A 15,895-nucleotide genomic window follows, 5' to 3' on the forward strand; every position below is an offset into this window, starting at 1 on the left:
CACATTTAACCAAAGGGGCGAACGGGCCCCGGTGCGATTAGAACCCCCGCAATCCGGCCACGATTTCGGCGTGATAACTATAATCCCCAAGCCATTCCGCCGAGACCCGCGCCCGTTTCATGTAGAACCCCATGTCAAACGCATCGGTCATGCCGATGCCGCCATGCATCTGGACCCCCTCCATCACCGCCAGCTTTGCGGTCTTGGTCGCTCGGGCCTTGGCCAACGACACGGCAAGGGTGGCGTCCTTGGGATTTTCATCCAGCATCCGCCCGGCGTGCAGAATGGCGGAACTGGTCACTTCGGTCTCGCACCAAAGATGCGCCGCGCGGTGTTGCAGGGCCTGAAACGCGCCGATTGGAACGCCGAATTGCTTACGCTCTTTCAGATATTCAACCGTCATGCCAAAGGCCCCGACGGCCAAACCTGCGGCCTCGGCCGCCAAGGCGGCCTGACCAGCCTCCAGCGTCGGCCGCAAGATTTCCATGGCATCGCCAACCGTGCCCAGAACATCCTCGCCCGTGGCCTCGACATCCACAAACCTAATCCGCGCCGACGAGCGCGCGTCGATCATATCCGAAACTGACCGTTCCACGCCGTCACGGTCGGCGGGGATATCAAACAGGGTCAAACCTTCGTCCGTTTGGGCCAGAACAAGCAATCGGTCGGCAAAGCCGCCGTCCACCACAAAGCTCTTGTCGCCGTTCAGACGGAAACCGTTGCCGTCCTTGGTGGCGGCCAATGTCGTCTTATCCGGTGCGTGTTTACGGCCTTCGTCGATGGCCAGCGCATAGGTTCGTTCACCCGCCGCGATCGCCTGCAGCGCGGCATAAGCCCTATCATCCGCCACCTGCCGCAACGCAGTTGCCGCCATTACCGCTGTCGAGATAAATGGCGTCACAGCAAGTGTTTTGCCCATTTCACCGGCCAGAACCCCGGCGGCGGCATGGCCCATATCCGACCCGCCTTGCGCCTCGGGAACCAGAATACCGGCCCAACCCATCTGCGCCATCTCAGCCCAAAGCGCGGGATCATGCGCTTCGCCCGCATCCCGCATGGCGCGCAGCTTACCAACCGGGGCGGCCTGATCCAAAAAACCGCGCGCAGCATCAGCCAGCATCAACTCTTCTTCGGTTTTCACCAATTTGGTCATGCGTGACCCTTTCTGCCCATGATCAGCAACCGCTTGCGCCCAAAGTCACGACGGCAATCCCAAGACTCGCTTGGCTACAATGCCCAGCATCACCTCGGACGTGCCACCTTCGATGGAATTCGCCTTGGTGCGCAGCCAATCGGACGGGCGCGTGCCCATAGACCCATCCCACTCCAGTGCGTCCGACCCCCCCGAGTCCATCAACACCTCAAACACGCGCTTGTTCAGCTCGGTGCCCATGTATTTCAACATCGCCGAGGCATCACCTGCGCCGTGACCTGCTTCGGCCTGATCCTTGTAGCGTTCCAGCGTCAGCCCAATGGCCAACGCATCAATCTCGGTCTGCATAGCCTCGGCGCGCAGACTGGCGCTGAGGGCGCCGTCACTTTCGTCGGTCAGCACCGCACCAAGAGACCGGCCCGACCCCATCAACCCACCGGCCCCGCCCGAGATCATCTCGCGTTCATGGGTCAGCAGGTATTTCGCCACGTCCCACCCTTTGTTGACCTCATGCACCACCTGTTCCTTGGGCACTTTGACATCATCAAAGAAGGTCTCGCAAAAAGGCGACTCACCCGAGATCAGGCGAATGGGGCTGGTCGAAATGCCGGGCGTTTCCATATCGACCAAAATGAAGGAAATCCCCTTGTGCTTGGGCGCGTCGCGGTCGGTGCGCACCAACACGAAAATCCAATCCGCCTTGTCGGCATATGACGTCCAGACTTTCTGGCCATTGACCAGCCAGTGATCCCCCTTGTCCTCGCACTTGGTCTGCAAGGACGCCAGATCAGACCCCGCGCCGGGTTCTGAATAACCCTGACACCAGCGTATTTCGCCGCGCGCGATTGGCGGCAGATAGTGCAATTTCTGCTCTTCGGTTCCAAATTGCAGCAGCGCAGGCCCCAGCATCCAGATACCAAAGCTTTCAAGCGGGGAACGCGCCCTGATACGGCGCATTTCTTCGTGGAACACCTTTTCCCGCGCCCGATCCAGACCGGCCCCGCCATAGGCGCGCGGCCATGTGGGAACTGTCAGCCCCTGTGCCGCACACCGCTCTAGCCAGTCTTTCTGCGCCTGCGATTCAAACTCCCAGCGCTTGCCGCCCCAACAGATTGTTGCTTCGCTTGAACTACGATCGCGCATCTCGGCCGGGCAGTTTTCCTCTAGCCACGCACGCAAAGCGGCCCGGAAAAGATTCGGCTCGGTAATATTGTGCATCGCGTCCTCCCACGCCTCACAGAACCCAAGCTCTGCGACGCCGTTCCGCTGTGCAGAATTGCATTTCAATTTCGTGTTGACAACCCCTCTCTACGCCCGATGATGCTTGCCAAGAGCGCTCAGGTGTCGCGAGGAGGACCCCATGAAAGCCATGCTAAGCACCGCCACGGGCGGCCCCGAAACACTGGAACTGACTGAACTGCCAGACCCGACGCCAGGCAAGGGACAGGTTGTGATACGTGTCCACGCGGCAGGGCTGAATTTCCCTGACACTTTGATGATTCGGGATCTTTATCAGATTAAGCCACCCCGCCCGTTTGCCCCCGGCGGCGAAATCGCGGGCGAAGTTGTTGCCTTGGGTGAAGGCGTAAGCGATCTGGCGGTGGGCGATCGGATACTCGCGCTGACCTCATATGGCGGATTTGCCACCCATGTCGCGATTGACGCGTGGCGCGCGGTGAAAATCCCCGATGCCATGCCCTATGAAGATGCAGCCTGCTTTGTTTTCACCTACGGCACGTCCTATCACGCGCTGAAGGACCGCGGCTATCTGGCTAATGGGGATACCCTGTTGATCCTTGGCGCTGCTGGTGGCGTAGGGGCTGCGGCGATCGAGCTGGGCAAGGCCATGGGTGCGCGCGTGATTGCGGCCGTCTCGTCCGAGGAAAAGGCCGATTTCTGCCGCCGGATTGGCGCAGATGAAACGCTCATCTATGCACGTGAAATGGACAGCCGCGACGCACAAAAAGAACTGTCGGCGCAGGTCAAGGCGCTGGCCGGGCCGAATGGGGTTAACGTGGCCTATGACGCAGTCGGCGGCGGATATGCCGAGCCGGTCATCCGCGCCATGGCCTGGGACGGGCGGTTTCTGGTTGTTGGCTTCCCTGCGGGCATTCCAAAGATACCGGCCAATCTTGCGCTGCTGAAAAGCTGCCAGATTGTTGGTGTGTTCTGGGGTGCGTCAGTGATGCGCGATCCTGCGGCACATGCCGCGAATATGAAGGACCTGTTCACACTGTACACGGAGGGCAAGATCAAACCCCAGATCTCAGCCAGCTTTCCCCTGGAACAGGCTGCCGAGGCCCTCAAGCTGATGGATGATAGAAAAGCGATGGGGAAAGTTGTTCTGACAATGAGCTAAAGCACGGCGCAGCCTTTCCTGCGGGCGCTATTCCAGATGCGCCGTGTCATTGTACCCGCGCACCACCATCTTATCGCCATGGATCACCAACCGGGTGAAAGAGCCATTGGCCGCGCCCAGAAAAGTCATGGCAGGCACGCCTGTGGCAATCGACATGGCGGCGGCGATCACCCCGCCATGGACAAACGCGGCCACGCGCTGATCGGGATGCGCCGCTGCGATCCGCAACAACCCGGCGCGAACACGCCCGGTGAACTGAGCTGTGGTTTCCGCCCCCGGAATCTCACCCCATTCATGGCTGGCCTCAGCGCGTTGAAAAGCCGGATGCCGCTCGGCCGCGCGAATGCGGTACTCTCCGCCATCCCAGTCGCCCAGAAAAACTTCGCGCAGATCGCGTTCTTCGATCGGCTCCAAGGCCAGATGCTCCAGCAGCGGTGCCGCTGTTTGGCGGGTGCGTCGCAATGTAGTGACGTAGACGGCAGAAAAGGGAACCGACTTCAGCCGCGCTGCAACGGCCTCGGCCTGACTTTCGCCATTCGGATGCAAGGCCGGATCGCCATGCCCGTCTTTCAGCGGGAAGGGTTTGCCCGGTATCGCCGGCTCGGATTCACCGTGTCGGACCAGCAAAATATCCGCTGCACCTGCAGGCGGAACAAAAACATGCTGGCGAAACTCTTTGGTCATGGCGCGCGTCCTTTTCAGCATTCCACACGACACAACACCACCCCCGCGCCAAGCGCAACGTCCTGATGCCAATTGACTATAAATAGGTCGCGAACCCAGAAGGTCGCCTATCGCTAAGCGGTAGATGATAGTGTTGAAGGGCTGGGAACTGCGCTGAACGGCAAAAACAAGGGCGCGCGCATGATGTTAAGATGTCTTTTGAACGGCTCGGTCCATTCGGAGCCTCTCACCCTATGTTGGGGTGAGCCTGCCTCGCTTACATCAGAAGCGCGGCGTAGCTTTCGGCGGATGCGTTGTGCAGGAAATAGGCCAACAGCAACGCGCATACGGAAATAGGAGCTATCAACTCCATCGCATCCCTAATGAACCTTGAGGAGCCATTCCCGCGCAGGCCCGAATCCGCTGTCTTGGACTTCCGCGCTGCTGGGAACAGCTCCTTTGAGATATATTTAACCATGTTCAACTCGTTACTAACTACTTTGGACAACCTATTCCCCTCTAATTTAACCCAATATTAACGCTGTTATAATTCAGCTATTACCGGGGACTTTGCCACCAAATCCGGGGATATTAATCCGCAGGATCGCCCATTGTTGAAATACCCGGAACGGTGACGGCGATCGTACCCTTCGTGAGCTAGCGAAAGAAGAACAGACAAGTGTGGACCCTTATCTGGGTCGTAGCCTTGCTTTAGTCCCTTAACGTCTGGTTCCGGTCTTGGGACGGCGGCTTTGGAAGCAGCACGCAGTATCTCCTTCCTCATTCCCCGGTTCTCATGGCTTTGGCGGCCAAGATTTTTGTAGACCTTGGCCGTAGCGCCGACAAACCTGCGCTGTTCATTTTTTCGGCGCTTGTTTTGTGTTTCTACTGGTGGCTCGCTTGGGCACCAGCCAATACCAGCGGTAAGCCGCACAAGTGGGCCGGACCTTCCGCACACTCAGCGTCTTATTGGTTCAGTGATATTGGTTCACCTGACGCTGCATCTTGGAACACAGACGCAGAAGTCGAAGGATGGGATACACGATTCCGTTTGAATTCGAGGGGTCAACAAAGGGTTCGTTTTTGGTCGGGTGGGACATGACTGCCTCCTAAGCTTACCTAAGGTTAACTCAGACCCGGAACATGTTCTGTGAACAAGGGCACACAAGACCAAACCATGTCCCGTATTGGCGTATAAAATGGCGCCGCACATAATGGGTCGAGATCACCCTTAAAAGGGTATTATCAGTGCAAAGCCTGTGAAGATGGGAACACAGCAACAGCCTTTACCGGAATTTTCATCCAAAAATCTGCTTATTCAAAAATTTAGGGAGCCATCTCCCTAACTGGCGGAAACGGCTCCCACAAATTTGGTCATTCAACATTTAACTCGTTACTCAACGTGTCATACAATTATCATTCACAGCCTCGCTTGGAAAATTATCGACGCATTTTTTGCGACTTGAGAGGTTTTTCGATCAATACTCAGAACAGTGACAAAGCACATCGGCACACTGTTTACTGATTAGAGACTTTAACGGGTGAAAATTCCCGCCAAGCGACCCATTTGAGCCAAAAGTTTGAGAATCTTCTGTGGGCTTAATCAGGTCGTCGATTCATTACGTTCCAAGGCCATAGAAACGGCAATCTTGGTGCCTCGCAGGGCGCAAGGCTTGTCAGAATTACATAGTAATGTTTCTATGTGATCAGCGCTTTAGCGACAAAACAGGACTTTAGCACGCACAATTGGGAGGATTTCTATGAAACTGCATTGCTTGGTCGCGTTGTCGGCGAGCCTTATTTGTTCGCAGACCTTCGCACAAGATGCGCCGATCCAGCACGATGCAGAGTTCTACGTCCTACAGGCTCAATACGCCCAGCAATGGGCTCAGGATGATGCTGCCGTGGACGCGGCGCTTGCCACTTTTCGGGCGGAAAACGGGGGCAAGCCTCCGAATATCATCAATGTTCTGATTGACGATGTCGGCTTTGGCGACATGGGCATTCCTGAACTGAATGCTGTCAGAGGATATTCAACCCCCAACATAAACGACTTTTCGGATCAGGCGATGCGGATGGTTCGCATGTACACAGAACCCTCGTGCACGCCAACCCGCGTGGCACAGATGACCAGGCGGCTACCGGTTCGCATGGGGATGGGAAACACCTCGGTCGATATTTCGGGTTTCGGTTTACCCAGCGACGAAGTCACGTTGGCAGAGGTGCTGAAGGGCGAAGGATACGCAACCTCGCATGTCGGCAAATGGCACATGGGCGACATTGCGGAAAGCTGGGCCATGAATCAGGGGTTTGATTACGCCCAGCACGCGGTGCACCAACAGGGACAATTGGATATCTTCAATGATGATGGCATTCGGGAACAGGTCTCGGTCGGAATAGGCGACTACGATCCCATCTATACGCTGGATAACTGGTTCCGCCCCGATCCCGCGGCGATGGTTACCGTGATCGAAGGTGAAGCCGGAGGCCCGATCCGCGAAATCCGAATGGAGCCAGGCGAGCGCTGGGGCGCTGAAAAATACGATGAGATGAACCAGGCAATTCAGGACAAAACGCTCAGCGAATTGCGGCGGTTGTCAGAAGGCGAAGCGCCATTTTTCCTGCAATACTGGCCCATGATCCCGATAGACAGCACAAGAACAGGGCGAACTGGCCCCGAAAGCGCCAATGCCGGGTTGTTCGTCGACAAGATGCAGTTGCTGGACCAGTGGCTGGGGGATTTGTTTGACGAAATCGACGCGCTGGGGCCGTTGGAAAACACCATTGTCGTCGTGATGGGGGACAACGGACATTTCACCAAATATTCCCCGCAATCCGGCTTTTCTGCGATGGTATTTCGTGGCGGCAAAGGGGACACCAGCGAGGGCGGAATTCGCGTCGACGCCTTCATGCGCTGGCCCGGCATGATTGAAGCCGATGGAATGCTCAACAGCATTGTGCATGTCTCGGACCTTTATACGACGCTTGCACGATTTGGCGGTGCCACACAACATATCCCGCGTGACCGGCTTGTGGACGGCGTCGATCAAAGCGCGGCGATCCTGTTTCAGGACGAACAGAAAGCGCGCCGCGACAGTGTGATCGCCTATTCGATCCACTCGCCTGAGGCGATTATCAAGGATCAGCTCAAGCTGGTTTTCCCCGGCTCGCTGGAAAATGCGATCCTGGCGGACTTCTTCAACCTCTACCGGGACACACGAGAAGAATACCCCGTTTCAACCGAAGTGGGCGCGTGGGGCGGGGCCGAGTTCGTTCGGATACTGGGCCGGCACATGGCCCGCAAAGAGAAATTCCCGGACACTCAACCCGCGATTGGTGTTCCCTATGAAGGGATCGAAAACATCCGACCGGAAACCCAGCGGGCGGTCGAGGCATTTCTCGCAAAACAAGGCTCGTCCATGCAGTAATCAGAACCCCCTTTGCCGCAACCCTGCCAAAGGCCCAAGCATTATAGACATCAAGGAACACAAATGGCTGCAAATCTAATTTTCGCTTTTGGCTTGGTCATCTCGCTTGGCATCGGATTTCTGTACTTTCGCGATCTTGGGGACGTTTCGCAGATGCTGCTGAAGGTAAAGCGCGAAAACATGGTGCGCTTTATCCGGCATGAATACACACTGATCGCCGTTGGGCTGGGAAGCTTCGTGGTCGCTACGCTGGTGCATTTCATTTTTGGCAGCGGGCTATTCTGGCTATGGATCATTTCAGCTTTGCTTGTGATCTTCCTTTATGGATTTCCCTATGTCTGGGTCCACTTGGGACTTAGAAACCAACTGAACGATGCCGCCTTTTTCCCGATTTCAGAAGCCCGGAAATACGTCGGCCCGTCAGCGCCCGTTATCGTAATTGAAAACAAGGGACACGCCCGCGCGCATCCCGATGCACAGATCATGAGGCCTCATCTGGCCGGCGATGTGAACGGGTTGGGCGGAGAGGACATCGTGATGACCTATTGCGCGATGGCAAATCTTGGACAGGGCTATGCCCCCCGGATCGAGGGCAAGCGTCTTGATCTGGAAGTTCTGGCACAGCACGGCAACAACCTGATCCTGCGCGACAATGAAACCGGTGAGCCAATCCAACACATCTATGGGTTCCGCGAAGCCGACCGGGACCCAGAGGCCGATGGCCTTGCCTGCCCCCTGCGGCCCGAAGCGCAAATGACGCCTTGGCCGACCTACCGGATGACGTTTCGCGGCTTTCAGAAAGCCTTTCCCGAGGGCGAAGTCTTTCTGAACCCACCCTCGCCAAATCTGGCTTTGCGTCTGCTGGACATGATCACTGAGATCACGTTCGGCTGGGGCATCGGGCGTCAGCATCAAGAGGACGCCCCTGTCATGGACAACATGGATCGGACCGACAATCGCTTGCCCAACAAAACCTATGTTTGGGGGATCACTATTGACAATGACGCCGCTTGTTGGACGGATGACTTCGTGGTCGACAACAATTGGATCGTCAACGCCAATGTCGGCGGGCGCGATGTAGTCGTCAGCCTGGACCCCAAATACGAAAGCCTTGGCGTATGGTACAATGACAGCGGCCAGCCTGTGACGCGCTGTGACTTTTGGGGGATGTCGGATCAGGGCCGGTTGAAACGTGTCGAAACGCTGCGCGCGGGCGTGTTCTGGCATGTCTGGTCCGAGTTCTTTCCGGAAACCGACATCAATCGCGTTTCACGAGGGGAGACCAAAAGCGAAGCGGTCGCCTGACACACAATTTCACGCTTAACGATCTTGGGAGGGATCAATGGCTATTACGAAAAGACTTAGAGATACCGCACTGAAACTGGCATTCGCCGCGACGCTGCCCACGTCAGTTTACGCGCAACAGTCTGATTGGTCTTATCAGGCCACGATTTACCTGTTTACGCCCGAAACAGAAGTATCCCAGGAAACGCCCAATGGAACAGTAGAGGGAACTCTGGCCTTTTCAGACGCGCTGGAAAACCTCGATCTGGCGTTCATGGGTACATTTGCGGCAACCAACGGGCGTTGGTCGATTTTGGCCGACTATAACTATACCGACCTTTCGTTCAGCAACGACACGCCCGGTCCGGCCAGTTCCGGCGTCGAAACATCACTGACCACGCAGTTCCTGAGCGGCTATCTGGGGTACAGGGTGTTGACCACAGACACCTCGACCGTCGATTTGGCCGGAGGGTTCCGGTGGTTCCGAACCCAAACAGATTTTACCGTTTTACCGGGAGCCGCGCCGGGACGAATGGTAAATGTCGACGAAAGCTGGACCGACCCTGTCATCGGCGTCCGAGCGCGCATGAGGTTCAATGAACGGTGGTCCGGAACCGGTTTTTTTGACTATGGCGGTTTCGCAAGCGACAGCGAAACCTGGCAAGTTCTGCTGACCGCAGACTATGCAATCAACGACCGGTGGTTGCTGAGAGGGGGGTACCGCTATATCTCGTTCGATCACGAAATAAACGGCGGCGACTTCAAGTTTGATCAATCCGGCCCGCTATTTGGGGCAACCTATCGGTTCTAGCCGGTTGCTTTGCACACAAACGGGAAATGCGTCTGGGATCGCCGCAATTCCCACTATTGGGGGTATCAGGTCACAGGTACTTTGATACGCTGCGGCGAGGCGTCAAAAGCGAAAGCAGGTGACATCGTTTCAAGCACATTCTGATGCGCCACCTGAACCCACGAACGAACCTGCAGCAGGATCGCTGCCCCGCCGACAACGATTGTCGCGCCTATCATGGGAGAGGCCGCAAGTTCATAGTTTTGGGTGCTGGCGATCCACAATGCGAACCCAAGGCGGGTCACGGCCACCGCGTCCGTTACGCGGGTCAGCTTAGGCAGGAAATAAGACGTGATCGCAGACGCGCACACGATCAACCCCATGTAGATAAACCCCGCCAAAACCGGCAGCGGCAATCCCAACCGTGTAGCATCGACATGCGAGTACAGAACACAACCCGCCGAGAACGCGAGGAAGGCAATGGAATAAAGTCTGCGCTTTTCCCGGTTTAGATGTTCGACAATCCGTTTCACGGCAAAGCCCCTGAGCCAACTGACCAGACCTTTCTGAAGCCGGAATTTGTGGTTGATCTGACGAAATCTGGGCGGAAATGAGACTTTGCCACCGAAGGACCAAGACTGCGTGGTCACCTTAGTGCGGCGTTTCAAATTTTCCTTCGGCTTGGAAATGGCCAGTCGGAGGCGTCGGAAAAAAGATCAGGCTTTGGTAACACCGGAAAAGTTCAATAAATCAACGGCCAGCCGGGTTATTCCTCGACAAATATCACCAGCAGCAAGCGGCGGATCTCCAATACAAAGTCTTCCTTCGACTGGGAAATGACCAACGCGCCGCGCGCGGCGGTTATGACCAGATAAGAAAGGTCTTGCGCGCGTTCCGAAGTGGACGCCAGACCTTGCCGCAACAGAAATTCACCCAGTTTTGCAACATAGGCCCCTGGCCAGTTTTCCGGCTGCGCCGCCGCAATCTCCAACGCATCTTCCAGCAGCTTTGCACCATGGTCCGTTTTGGATATTTCCAACGAGTCGCTCACGACATGAAGCAGGACTTCTTCCAAAACTTGAAGCGGAGCGCCGTCACCTTTCTCCAAAAGCTCAAATACCTTCCGGTACAGGGTTTCGGTATAAGTTCTCAGCGCCCACGTATAGCAGGACTCCTTCGAGCCGAATTTCTTGTAAATCGACTGACGGGACAGCCTGACCGCCTTCGCGATGTCTTCCATGGATGTCTTACGGAACCCATATTGCGCAAACGTGTTCATCACATCACGGGGATCAACACCCGAAATCGTTGGCGCCGTTACCATGTCTTACCTCTCATCAACCCGGTGCATGACGGATACCTACCCTTAGGCAGGTGCAAGTCCGCTCATCTTCAGGTTGCCTCTTCCTGTCGCGTCACGTTTTGCCTGCACGAATTCATCAGCCGCTACTCCCAGTTTGAATCAAATTAGGCTTCAAACCTGAGGCAGGGCCGAACGTCGCGCATTTTTTGGGACTTGGTTTACACAACCAGTCCAACTTGCCAACGGCTCTTGGCGTCGCAGTTGCGTTGCAACTGACGAAACTGGCCAAAAAAACCGTCGCCTGCGGAACGCAAGCGACGGCTCGACTAATTTGACAGCATCAGGATTGCACGGCTTTCATGAACCGGTCTCGGATCACGACGGGGTCCATCGTAATCGGTGGCATTTTCGCGTTACCGCTTTCGCACTTACTGACGATGATCGTCATTTTCTTGGCGTCCAGCGCCTCCTGCAGCACGCGGCCTGTATCCTCGGCCTGACATTCGATCACCCGATCGCAGCCCGCCGCCTCGGCCATTTTGGCAAGCGAGGTTTTTTGCCCAGCATAGGTGGGTTGATCGCCCGTCGACCCATATGACCCGTTGTCGACAATCAGCAGGATGTAATTGTCAGCAACGTTATTGGCGATAGTGGGCAAAGTGCCAAGATTGGTCAAAACAGACCCATCGCCGTCGATGACGATAACCGGCTTAGGTTGGGCAAGCGCCAAACCCAAACCGATGGAAGAGGCCAGACCCATCGTGCCCAACATATAGAAATTGGTCGGCTGATCGTCGATTGCGTGAAGCTCCTGACTGGGGATACCAATGTTGCAGACCACCAGTTGATCCCGCAAGATCGGAGCGATTTCTTTAAGGATTTCTGAACGGATCATTGGTCGCCGTAGCCTCCCCAAAAGTTGGCATCGGTCAGAATGGCGACCGGTTTGTTGCACATGAACGTGTATTTCAGGATTGCGTCCAATTCCTCGACATCCGCTTGATGGTGAAAGTGGTAGGTGGGGATGTTCAACTGGGCAAGCAGGGCCTTGGTGTGCACCGCCATTTCAACCTGACAAGCGATGGGTTCACGCAGTTCTCCGCGATACGAGATCAGCATGGGCAGCGGCATCCGGTAGTACTGAATCAACGTCGCAAGCGTGTTGATCGTTACCCCAATTGCCGTGTTCTGCATGATGATGGCCGGGCGCTTTCCACCCATCCATGCACCTGCACACAGGCCCATGCCCTCATCCTCTTTGTTGGAGGGGATGTGGTAGATGCCATCACGCTCATCAATCTCGGCGATGACGCCCGCCAGTTGCTTGCACGGGACAGTGGTGACGAACGAAATATCGTTGGCCATCAGATCATCCGTGATCTTTTTGTCTATGTTCATGTCCTGTTTGTCAGTCCTGATTGGGGCGCAAAAGCGCGATTGACGAGTTACGGCCTGCGGTGCACATGCACGGCACAGGCCGCATGACGGACGACGCGCGAGGCGGTCGACCCCAGAAAATAGTCGCTGAGGCCAGGCTTGTGCGACCCTATGACGATGCATTCAAAGTCGTTGTCACTGGCATAGTCGATAATGGTCCGTGCGGTGTGGCCCTTGATGATATCGCACTTGATGCCTTCAATATCCGACACTTTTTCGCGCAGAAGGTTGCGCGCAGCGCGAAACCCTTCGGCGACCACGTCCTTGTCCAGATATGCGCTGACCGACCCTTGCGGCATTTCATAGACATGCAGGGCTATGATCTCGGTATCTTCGGCGGACAAGGCACGTGCAACCTGCAATGTGTGCTGTGACAACCCATGATCCAGCGCCATCGGCACGAGAATTTTCTTGTACATAAAAGCCTCCTACTCCCATGGCGCGAGGATGATCTTGGGCGCGGAAACCGCACCCCTCCGCAGATCCTGGAATGCGCGCGCGCCGTCAGACAACGCGCGTGCCTCGACCCAGTCAAGCGCACCCAGACGGCCATCAAAAATGGCCTGTGCGGTTTCTCGGAAATCCTCAGCCGTATATGTATAGGTGCCGAAAAACGTGATTTCCTGCAAGGTCATACGGCGCACATCCAGCCCGCCGCTATCCTCACCCAAACCCGCATGAGCGATCACCCCGCCCGGCTGTGCCAGAGCGGAGGCCGTCGCGCGGGTCGCGGCAAACCCGACCGCATCAATGATCAACGGAAACGTATCGGTGGTTTCAGCGACTAGCTCAAAAGGGATCGCATTTTGCAGATATGCGCGTCGCAATGTGTTTGGCTCAACAATCTGAAGGTTTTCGACCCCCATTGCGGACAGGGCCAGCGCAGCGGCAACCCCGATGGCGCCGCCGCCCAACACCATCGCGCGACGCTCCATGGATGAATGCAACGCCTCAAGCCCAAGGCGCGCCGCATGCCACCCCACGGCCAGCGGTTCCGCCAAAGCAGCCTGTGAAAGGCTGACATGCTGCGGAACCTCGATCAAATTTCGTTCTGGCATGGCAACAAACTGTGCAAAAGCACCTTCACGGGGCGGCATTGAGATGATCTGACGGTCCGGGCACAGGTTTTCGCGCCCAGCAGAACAAGCACTACAACGTCCACAGGAAACCAGCGGGTTAATGGTAACCCGCGCGCCGTCACGAGGGCCGCCTACAATAACGCCAGCCGCCTCATGTCCAAGGATCAACGGTGCCGGTCGACGCGCATCATGGCCCAGATAGGCGTGCATGTCCGACCCGCAGATCCCGACCGCTTGGATCCGGATGAGGTGCTCGCCCGGATTGGGCTTGGCATCCGGGACATCCCGATAGGCCACGTGTTCGACACCTTCATAGACCAAAGCCTTCATTTTGCGGTGAACCCCCCATCAACCATCAGCACCTGCCCGGTGACATAGTCCGACGCGCGCGAGCACAAAAACAAGATCGGGCCGTTGATGTCCGCCATTTCGCCATTGCGGCGAATACAGGTCTGGGCCGCATTACGTTCCGCGCGCTCAGGATCATCAAAAACGGCGCGCGTCAGTTCGGTTGGGAAGAACCCCGGCCCTATTGCATTGGCCGTGATGCCGGAGGGCGACCATGCCTCGGCCATTGCACGGGTCAATTGGCCGATCCCCGCCTTCGTGGCACCATAGGCAACACCACCCGGAAAGGCGCGCGTCGTCTGTAGCGAGGCGAAATTCACGATACGGCCCCACCCCTTTTTTTTCATCTCAGGAACCATCGACTGGCTTATAAAAAATGGTGCGCTGAGATTCACAGCCAATGTCTGATCCCACCCCTCGGGGGTCACGTCATCGGCTGTCTCACGGGTGTTCAACCCAGCCGCGTGGACGAGGATATCCGGCGCACCAAACTTGGCCGAGACTTCCCGCGTCAGTGCATCTACACGCGATCTGTCTGAAATGTCGGCAACGACCGCATCGGCATTTTCGCCGATCTCTTCGATCAGCCCGGCCAACGCCTCGGATCGGCGCGCAACGCCCACAACCTGCGCCCCCGCAGCCGCCAGAACCTTGGCCACCTGTCGCCCTAGGCCCGAGCTTGCACCGGTCACGCAGGCAACTCTGCCTCTCAGGTCAAAAAGCGCGCGCGGGTCATCCATCTGCGGTCAGGTCAAATTGTTCGTCGGGGAAATACTTGGCCAATCGCACGTCTGCGGCACGTGCATGGCCTTCCATCCCTTCCAGCCGAGAAATGCGGGCGGTTGCGACGGCAATAGGCTTGGACCCTTCCCGTGTTGCGCGCTGCCACGTGACGATCTTCATGTATTTGTGGACGCTCAACCCCCCAGTATAGCTAGCCGCGCCCGACGTCGGCAGAACATGGTTCGTACCCGTTGCCTTATCGCCATAGGAAACCGTGGTTTCTTCACCCAAAAACAAGGAGCCATAGCAGGTCAGCCGATCCAGCCACCAATCCAGATCCTCGGCCTGAACGGTCAGATGTTCGGGCGCGTAGGCGTCGGAACAGGCGGCCATTTCCTCGCGATCCGAGCAGACAATCACTTCGGCATAATCCCGCCACGCGGCAGAGGCGTTTTCGCGGTTCAATTCGGGCAGGTCTGCGATCAGGGCGGGAACCAGCTCCATCACTTTTTGCGCCAAAGCCCGATCATCCGTCACCAGCCAGACGGGTGAGTTATACCCATGTTCGGCCTGACTGACCAAATCGGTTGCCACCACATGCGCGTCGGCGGATTTATCCGCAAGGATCAGGCTGTCGGTCGGTCCTGCGATCATGTCGATGCCGACCTTGCCATAGAGGATACGCTTGGCCTCGGCCACGAACTGATTGCCGGGGCCCACAAGGATATTCGCGCGCGGCAGTCCGAACAGGCCATAGGTCATCGCAGCCACGCCCTGCACCCCACCCATAGCCAGAATGCTATCGGCCCCGCAGATATGTGCGGCATAGACAATGGCCGGGGCAACACCTTCTCCGGGTTTTGGAGGAGAACACGCGGTGATATGGCGACAACCCGCCACTTTGGCCGTCGTCACCGTCATGATCGCGCTGGCGATGTGGCTATACCGCCCGCCGGGCACATAACAACCCGCCGCATCCACCGGGATCGCCTTTTGCCCTGCGACAAAACCGGGCACGATCTCCATGTCAACGTCGGAAACTGTTGCTTTTTGCGTTTCGGCAAAGCGACGCACGTTGTCATGGGCAAACCGGATATCGGCCTTCAGCTTTTCGGGCACCCGCGCGATGGCCGCGTCAATCTCGGCCTGAGTCATCAGCACGTTGCCCTCGAACTTGTCGAACTTCGCCGCGTATTCCATGGCCTTGGCGTCGCCACCCGTTTCGATATCGGCAAGGATTGTCTTCACCGTGTCATGCACCTCGGTTGCATGAGACTGCGGGGTTAGCGTCGCTTTTTTCAAATACTCGCGCGGCATGGTTGGAAAAC

At 56.8% G+C, this 15,895-nt stretch carries 17 protein-coding genes; 4 read left to right on the forward strand and 13 right to left on the reverse strand.

The window, feature by feature from the left end; genetic code table 11:
* Positions 1 to 37: 37 nt before the first annotated feature.
* On the reverse strand, positions 38 to 1,153 hold the full coding sequence (locus tag GOV88_RS17680; protein ID WP_171241245.1) for an acyl-CoA dehydrogenase family protein: 1,116 nt from the start codon (positions 1,151 to 1,153) through the stop codon (positions 38 to 40).
* 45 nt (positions 1,154 to 1,198) lie between these two features.
* Complete coding sequence (locus tag GOV88_RS17685; RefSeq protein ID WP_171241246.1) at positions 1,199 to 2,371, reverse strand: acyl-CoA dehydrogenase family protein; 1,173 nt, start codon at positions 2,369 to 2,371, stop codon at positions 1,199 to 1,201.
* Positions 2,372 to 2,513: 142 nt separating this feature from the next.
* Between GOV88_RS17685 and GOV88_RS17690 the strand changes: the two genes are divergently transcribed.
* Positions 2,514 to 3,512, forward strand: coding sequence for an NADPH:quinone oxidoreductase family protein (locus GOV88_RS17690; protein WP_171241247.1), 999 nt, complete (start codon positions 2,514 to 2,516; stop codon positions 3,510 to 3,512).
* A 27-nt stretch (positions 3,513 to 3,539) separates the two neighbouring features.
* Here GOV88_RS17690 and GOV88_RS17695 read toward each other — a convergent pair whose 3' ends face one another.
* The 3 genes from GOV88_RS17695 to GOV88_RS20645 all read right to left on the reverse strand — a co-directional run bounded on the left by GOV88_RS17695 (position 3,540) and on the right by GOV88_RS20645 (position 5,275).
* On the reverse strand, positions 3,540 to 4,196 hold the full coding sequence (locus GOV88_RS17695; RefSeq protein ID WP_171123427.1) for a histidine phosphatase family protein: 657 nt from the start codon (positions 4,194 to 4,196) through the stop codon (positions 3,540 to 3,542).
* A 256-nt stretch (positions 4,197 to 4,452) separates the two neighbouring features.
* The gene (locus tag GOV88_RS17700; RefSeq protein ID WP_171241248.1) at positions 4,453 to 4,653 is read right to left on the reverse strand and encodes a hypothetical protein; all 201 of its coding nucleotides are present in this window, start codon (positions 4,651 to 4,653) and stop codon (positions 4,453 to 4,455) included.
* Between the two features lie 496 nt (positions 4,654 to 5,149).
* Positions 5,150 to 5,275 (reverse strand): hypothetical protein, encoded by a 126-nt coding sequence (locus GOV88_RS20645; RefSeq protein ID WP_256368401.1) that lies wholly within the window; start codon positions 5,273 to 5,275, stop codon positions 5,150 to 5,152.
* Between the two features lie 660 nt (positions 5,276 to 5,935).
* Here GOV88_RS20645 and GOV88_RS17705 point away from each other — a divergent pair.
* The 3 genes from GOV88_RS17705 to GOV88_RS17715 all read left to right on the forward strand — a co-directional run bounded on the left by GOV88_RS17705 (position 5,936) and on the right by GOV88_RS17715 (position 9,698).
* The gene (locus GOV88_RS17705) at positions 5,936 to 7,603 is read left to right on the forward strand and encodes a sulfatase-like hydrolase/transferase (protein WP_171241249.1); all 1,668 of its coding nucleotides are present in this window, start codon (positions 5,936 to 5,938) and stop codon (positions 7,601 to 7,603) included.
* Positions 7,604 to 7,666: 63 nt separating this feature from the next.
* Positions 7,667 to 8,908, forward strand: a complete 1,242-nt coding sequence (locus tag GOV88_RS17710) for a DUF3179 domain-containing (seleno)protein (RefSeq protein ID WP_171241250.1) — start codon at positions 7,667 to 7,669, stop codon at positions 8,906 to 8,908.
* A gap of 37 nt (positions 8,909 to 8,945) precedes the next feature.
* On the forward strand, positions 8,946 to 9,698 hold the full coding sequence (locus GOV88_RS17715) for an outer membrane protein (RefSeq protein WP_254428783.1): 753 nt from the start codon (positions 8,946 to 8,948) through the stop codon (positions 9,696 to 9,698).
* A gap of 65 nt (positions 9,699 to 9,763) precedes the next feature.
* Here the strand turns inward: GOV88_RS17715 and GOV88_RS17720 are convergent, their stop codons facing one another.
* The 8 genes from GOV88_RS17720 to hisD all read right to left on the reverse strand — a co-directional run bounded on the left by GOV88_RS17720 (position 9,764) and on the right by hisD (position 15,884).
* Positions 9,764 to 10,210 (reverse strand): hypothetical protein, encoded by a 447-nt coding sequence (locus tag GOV88_RS17720; protein ID WP_171126127.1) that lies wholly within the window; start codon positions 10,208 to 10,210, stop codon positions 9,764 to 9,766.
* Between the two features lie 233 nt (positions 10,211 to 10,443).
* A complete protein-coding gene (locus GOV88_RS17725; RefSeq protein ID WP_171241251.1) occupies positions 10,444 to 11,001 on the reverse strand; it encodes a TetR/AcrR family transcriptional regulator in 558 nt (185 codons plus the stop codon).
* 319 nt (positions 11,002 to 11,320) lie between these two features.
* Positions 11,321 to 11,875 (reverse strand): sulfopyruvate decarboxylase subunit beta, encoded by a 555-nt coding sequence (gene comE / locus GOV88_RS17730; protein ID WP_171123440.1) that lies wholly within the window; start codon positions 11,873 to 11,875, stop codon positions 11,321 to 11,323.
* Complete coding sequence (gene comD / locus GOV88_RS17735) at positions 11,872 to 12,378, reverse strand: sulfopyruvate decarboxylase subunit alpha (RefSeq protein WP_170698774.1); 507 nt, start codon at positions 12,376 to 12,378, stop codon at positions 11,872 to 11,874. Before comD ends, comE begins: the two co-directional genes overlap by 4 nt.
* 47 nt (positions 12,379 to 12,425) lie before the next feature.
* A complete protein-coding gene (locus GOV88_RS17740; RefSeq protein ID WP_171241252.1) occupies positions 12,426 to 12,836 on the reverse strand; it encodes a universal stress protein in 411 nt (136 codons plus the stop codon).
* Positions 12,837 to 12,845: 9 nt separating this feature from the next.
* Positions 12,846 to 13,826: an alcohol dehydrogenase catalytic domain-containing protein gene (locus tag GOV88_RS17745; protein ID WP_171241253.1), complete on the reverse strand. Its 981-nt coding sequence runs from the start codon at positions 13,824 to 13,826 to the stop codon at positions 12,846 to 12,848.
* Positions 13,823 to 14,584: an SDR family NAD(P)-dependent oxidoreductase gene (locus GOV88_RS17750; protein WP_171241254.1), complete on the reverse strand. Its 762-nt coding sequence runs from the start codon at positions 14,582 to 14,584 to the stop codon at positions 13,823 to 13,825. Before GOV88_RS17750 ends, GOV88_RS17745 begins: the two co-directional genes overlap by 4 nt.
* The gene (gene hisD / locus GOV88_RS17755) at positions 14,577 to 15,884 is read right to left on the reverse strand and encodes a histidinol dehydrogenase (protein WP_171241255.1); all 1,308 of its coding nucleotides are present in this window, start codon (positions 15,882 to 15,884) and stop codon (positions 14,577 to 14,579) included. The genes GOV88_RS17750 and hisD overlap by 8 nt, the downstream gene beginning before the upstream one ends.
* Between the last annotated feature and the right edge of the window lie 11 nt (positions 15,885 to 15,895).

It is taken from the genome of Ruegeria sp. HKCCA5491 (assembly GCF_013034565.1).
GTDB lineage: Bacteria > Pseudomonadota > Alphaproteobacteria > Rhodobacterales > Rhodobacteraceae > Ruegeria.

Coding starts and splice junctions, on each gene's coding strand:
- GOV88_RS17680 (WP_171241245.1), bottom strand. CDS start 1,153: ATGACCAAATTGGTGAAAACCGAAGAAGAGTTGATGCTGGCTGATGCT.
- GOV88_RS17685 (WP_171241246.1), bottom strand. CDS start 2,371: ATGCACAATATTACCGAGCCGAATCTTTTCCGGGCCGCTTTGCGTGCG.
- GOV88_RS17690 (WP_171241247.1), top strand. CDS start 2,514: ATGAAAGCCATGCTAAGCACCGCCACGGGCGGCCCCGAAACACTGGAA.
- GOV88_RS17695 (WP_171123427.1), bottom strand. CDS start 4,196: ATGACCAAAGAGTTTCGCCAGCATGTTTTTGTTCCGCCTGCAGGTGCA.
- GOV88_RS17700 (WP_171241248.1), bottom strand. CDS start 4,653: ATGGTTAAATATATCTCAAAGGAGCTGTTCCCAGCAGCGCGGAAGTCC.
- GOV88_RS20645 (WP_256368401.1), bottom strand. CDS start 5,275: ATGTCCCACCCGACCAAAAACGAACCCTTTGTTGACCCCTCGAATTCA.
- GOV88_RS17705 (WP_171241249.1), top strand. CDS start 5,936: ATGAAACTGCATTGCTTGGTCGCGTTGTCGGCGAGCCTTATTTGTTCG.
- GOV88_RS17710 (WP_171241250.1), top strand. CDS start 7,667: ATGGCTGCAAATCTAATTTTCGCTTTTGGCTTGGTCATCTCGCTTGGC.
- GOV88_RS17715 (WP_254428783.1), top strand. CDS start 8,946: ATGGCTATTACGAAAAGACTTAGAGATACCGCACTGAAACTGGCATTC.
- GOV88_RS17725 (WP_171241251.1), bottom strand. CDS start 11,001: ATGGTAACGGCGCCAACGATTTCGGGTGTTGATCCCCGTGATGTGATG.
- comE (WP_171123440.1), bottom strand. CDS start 11,875: ATGATCCGTTCAGAAATCCTTAAAGAAATCGCTCCGATCTTGCGGGAT.
- comD (WP_170698774.1), bottom strand. CDS start 12,378: ATGAACATAGACAAAAAGATCACGGATGATCTGATGGCCAACGATATT.
- GOV88_RS17740 (WP_171241252.1), bottom strand. CDS start 12,836: ATGTACAAGAAAATTCTCGTGCCGATGGCGCTGGATCATGGGTTGTCA.
- GOV88_RS17745 (WP_171241253.1), bottom strand. CDS start 13,826: ATGAAGGCTTTGGTCTATGAAGGTGTCGAACACGTGGCCTATCGGGAT.
- GOV88_RS17750 (WP_171241254.1), bottom strand. CDS start 14,584: ATGGATGACCCGCGCGCGCTTTTTGACCTGAGAGGCAGAGTTGCCTGC.
- hisD (WP_171241255.1), bottom strand. CDS start 15,884: ATGCCGCGCGAGTATTTGAAAAAAGCGACGCTAACCCCGCAGTCTCAT.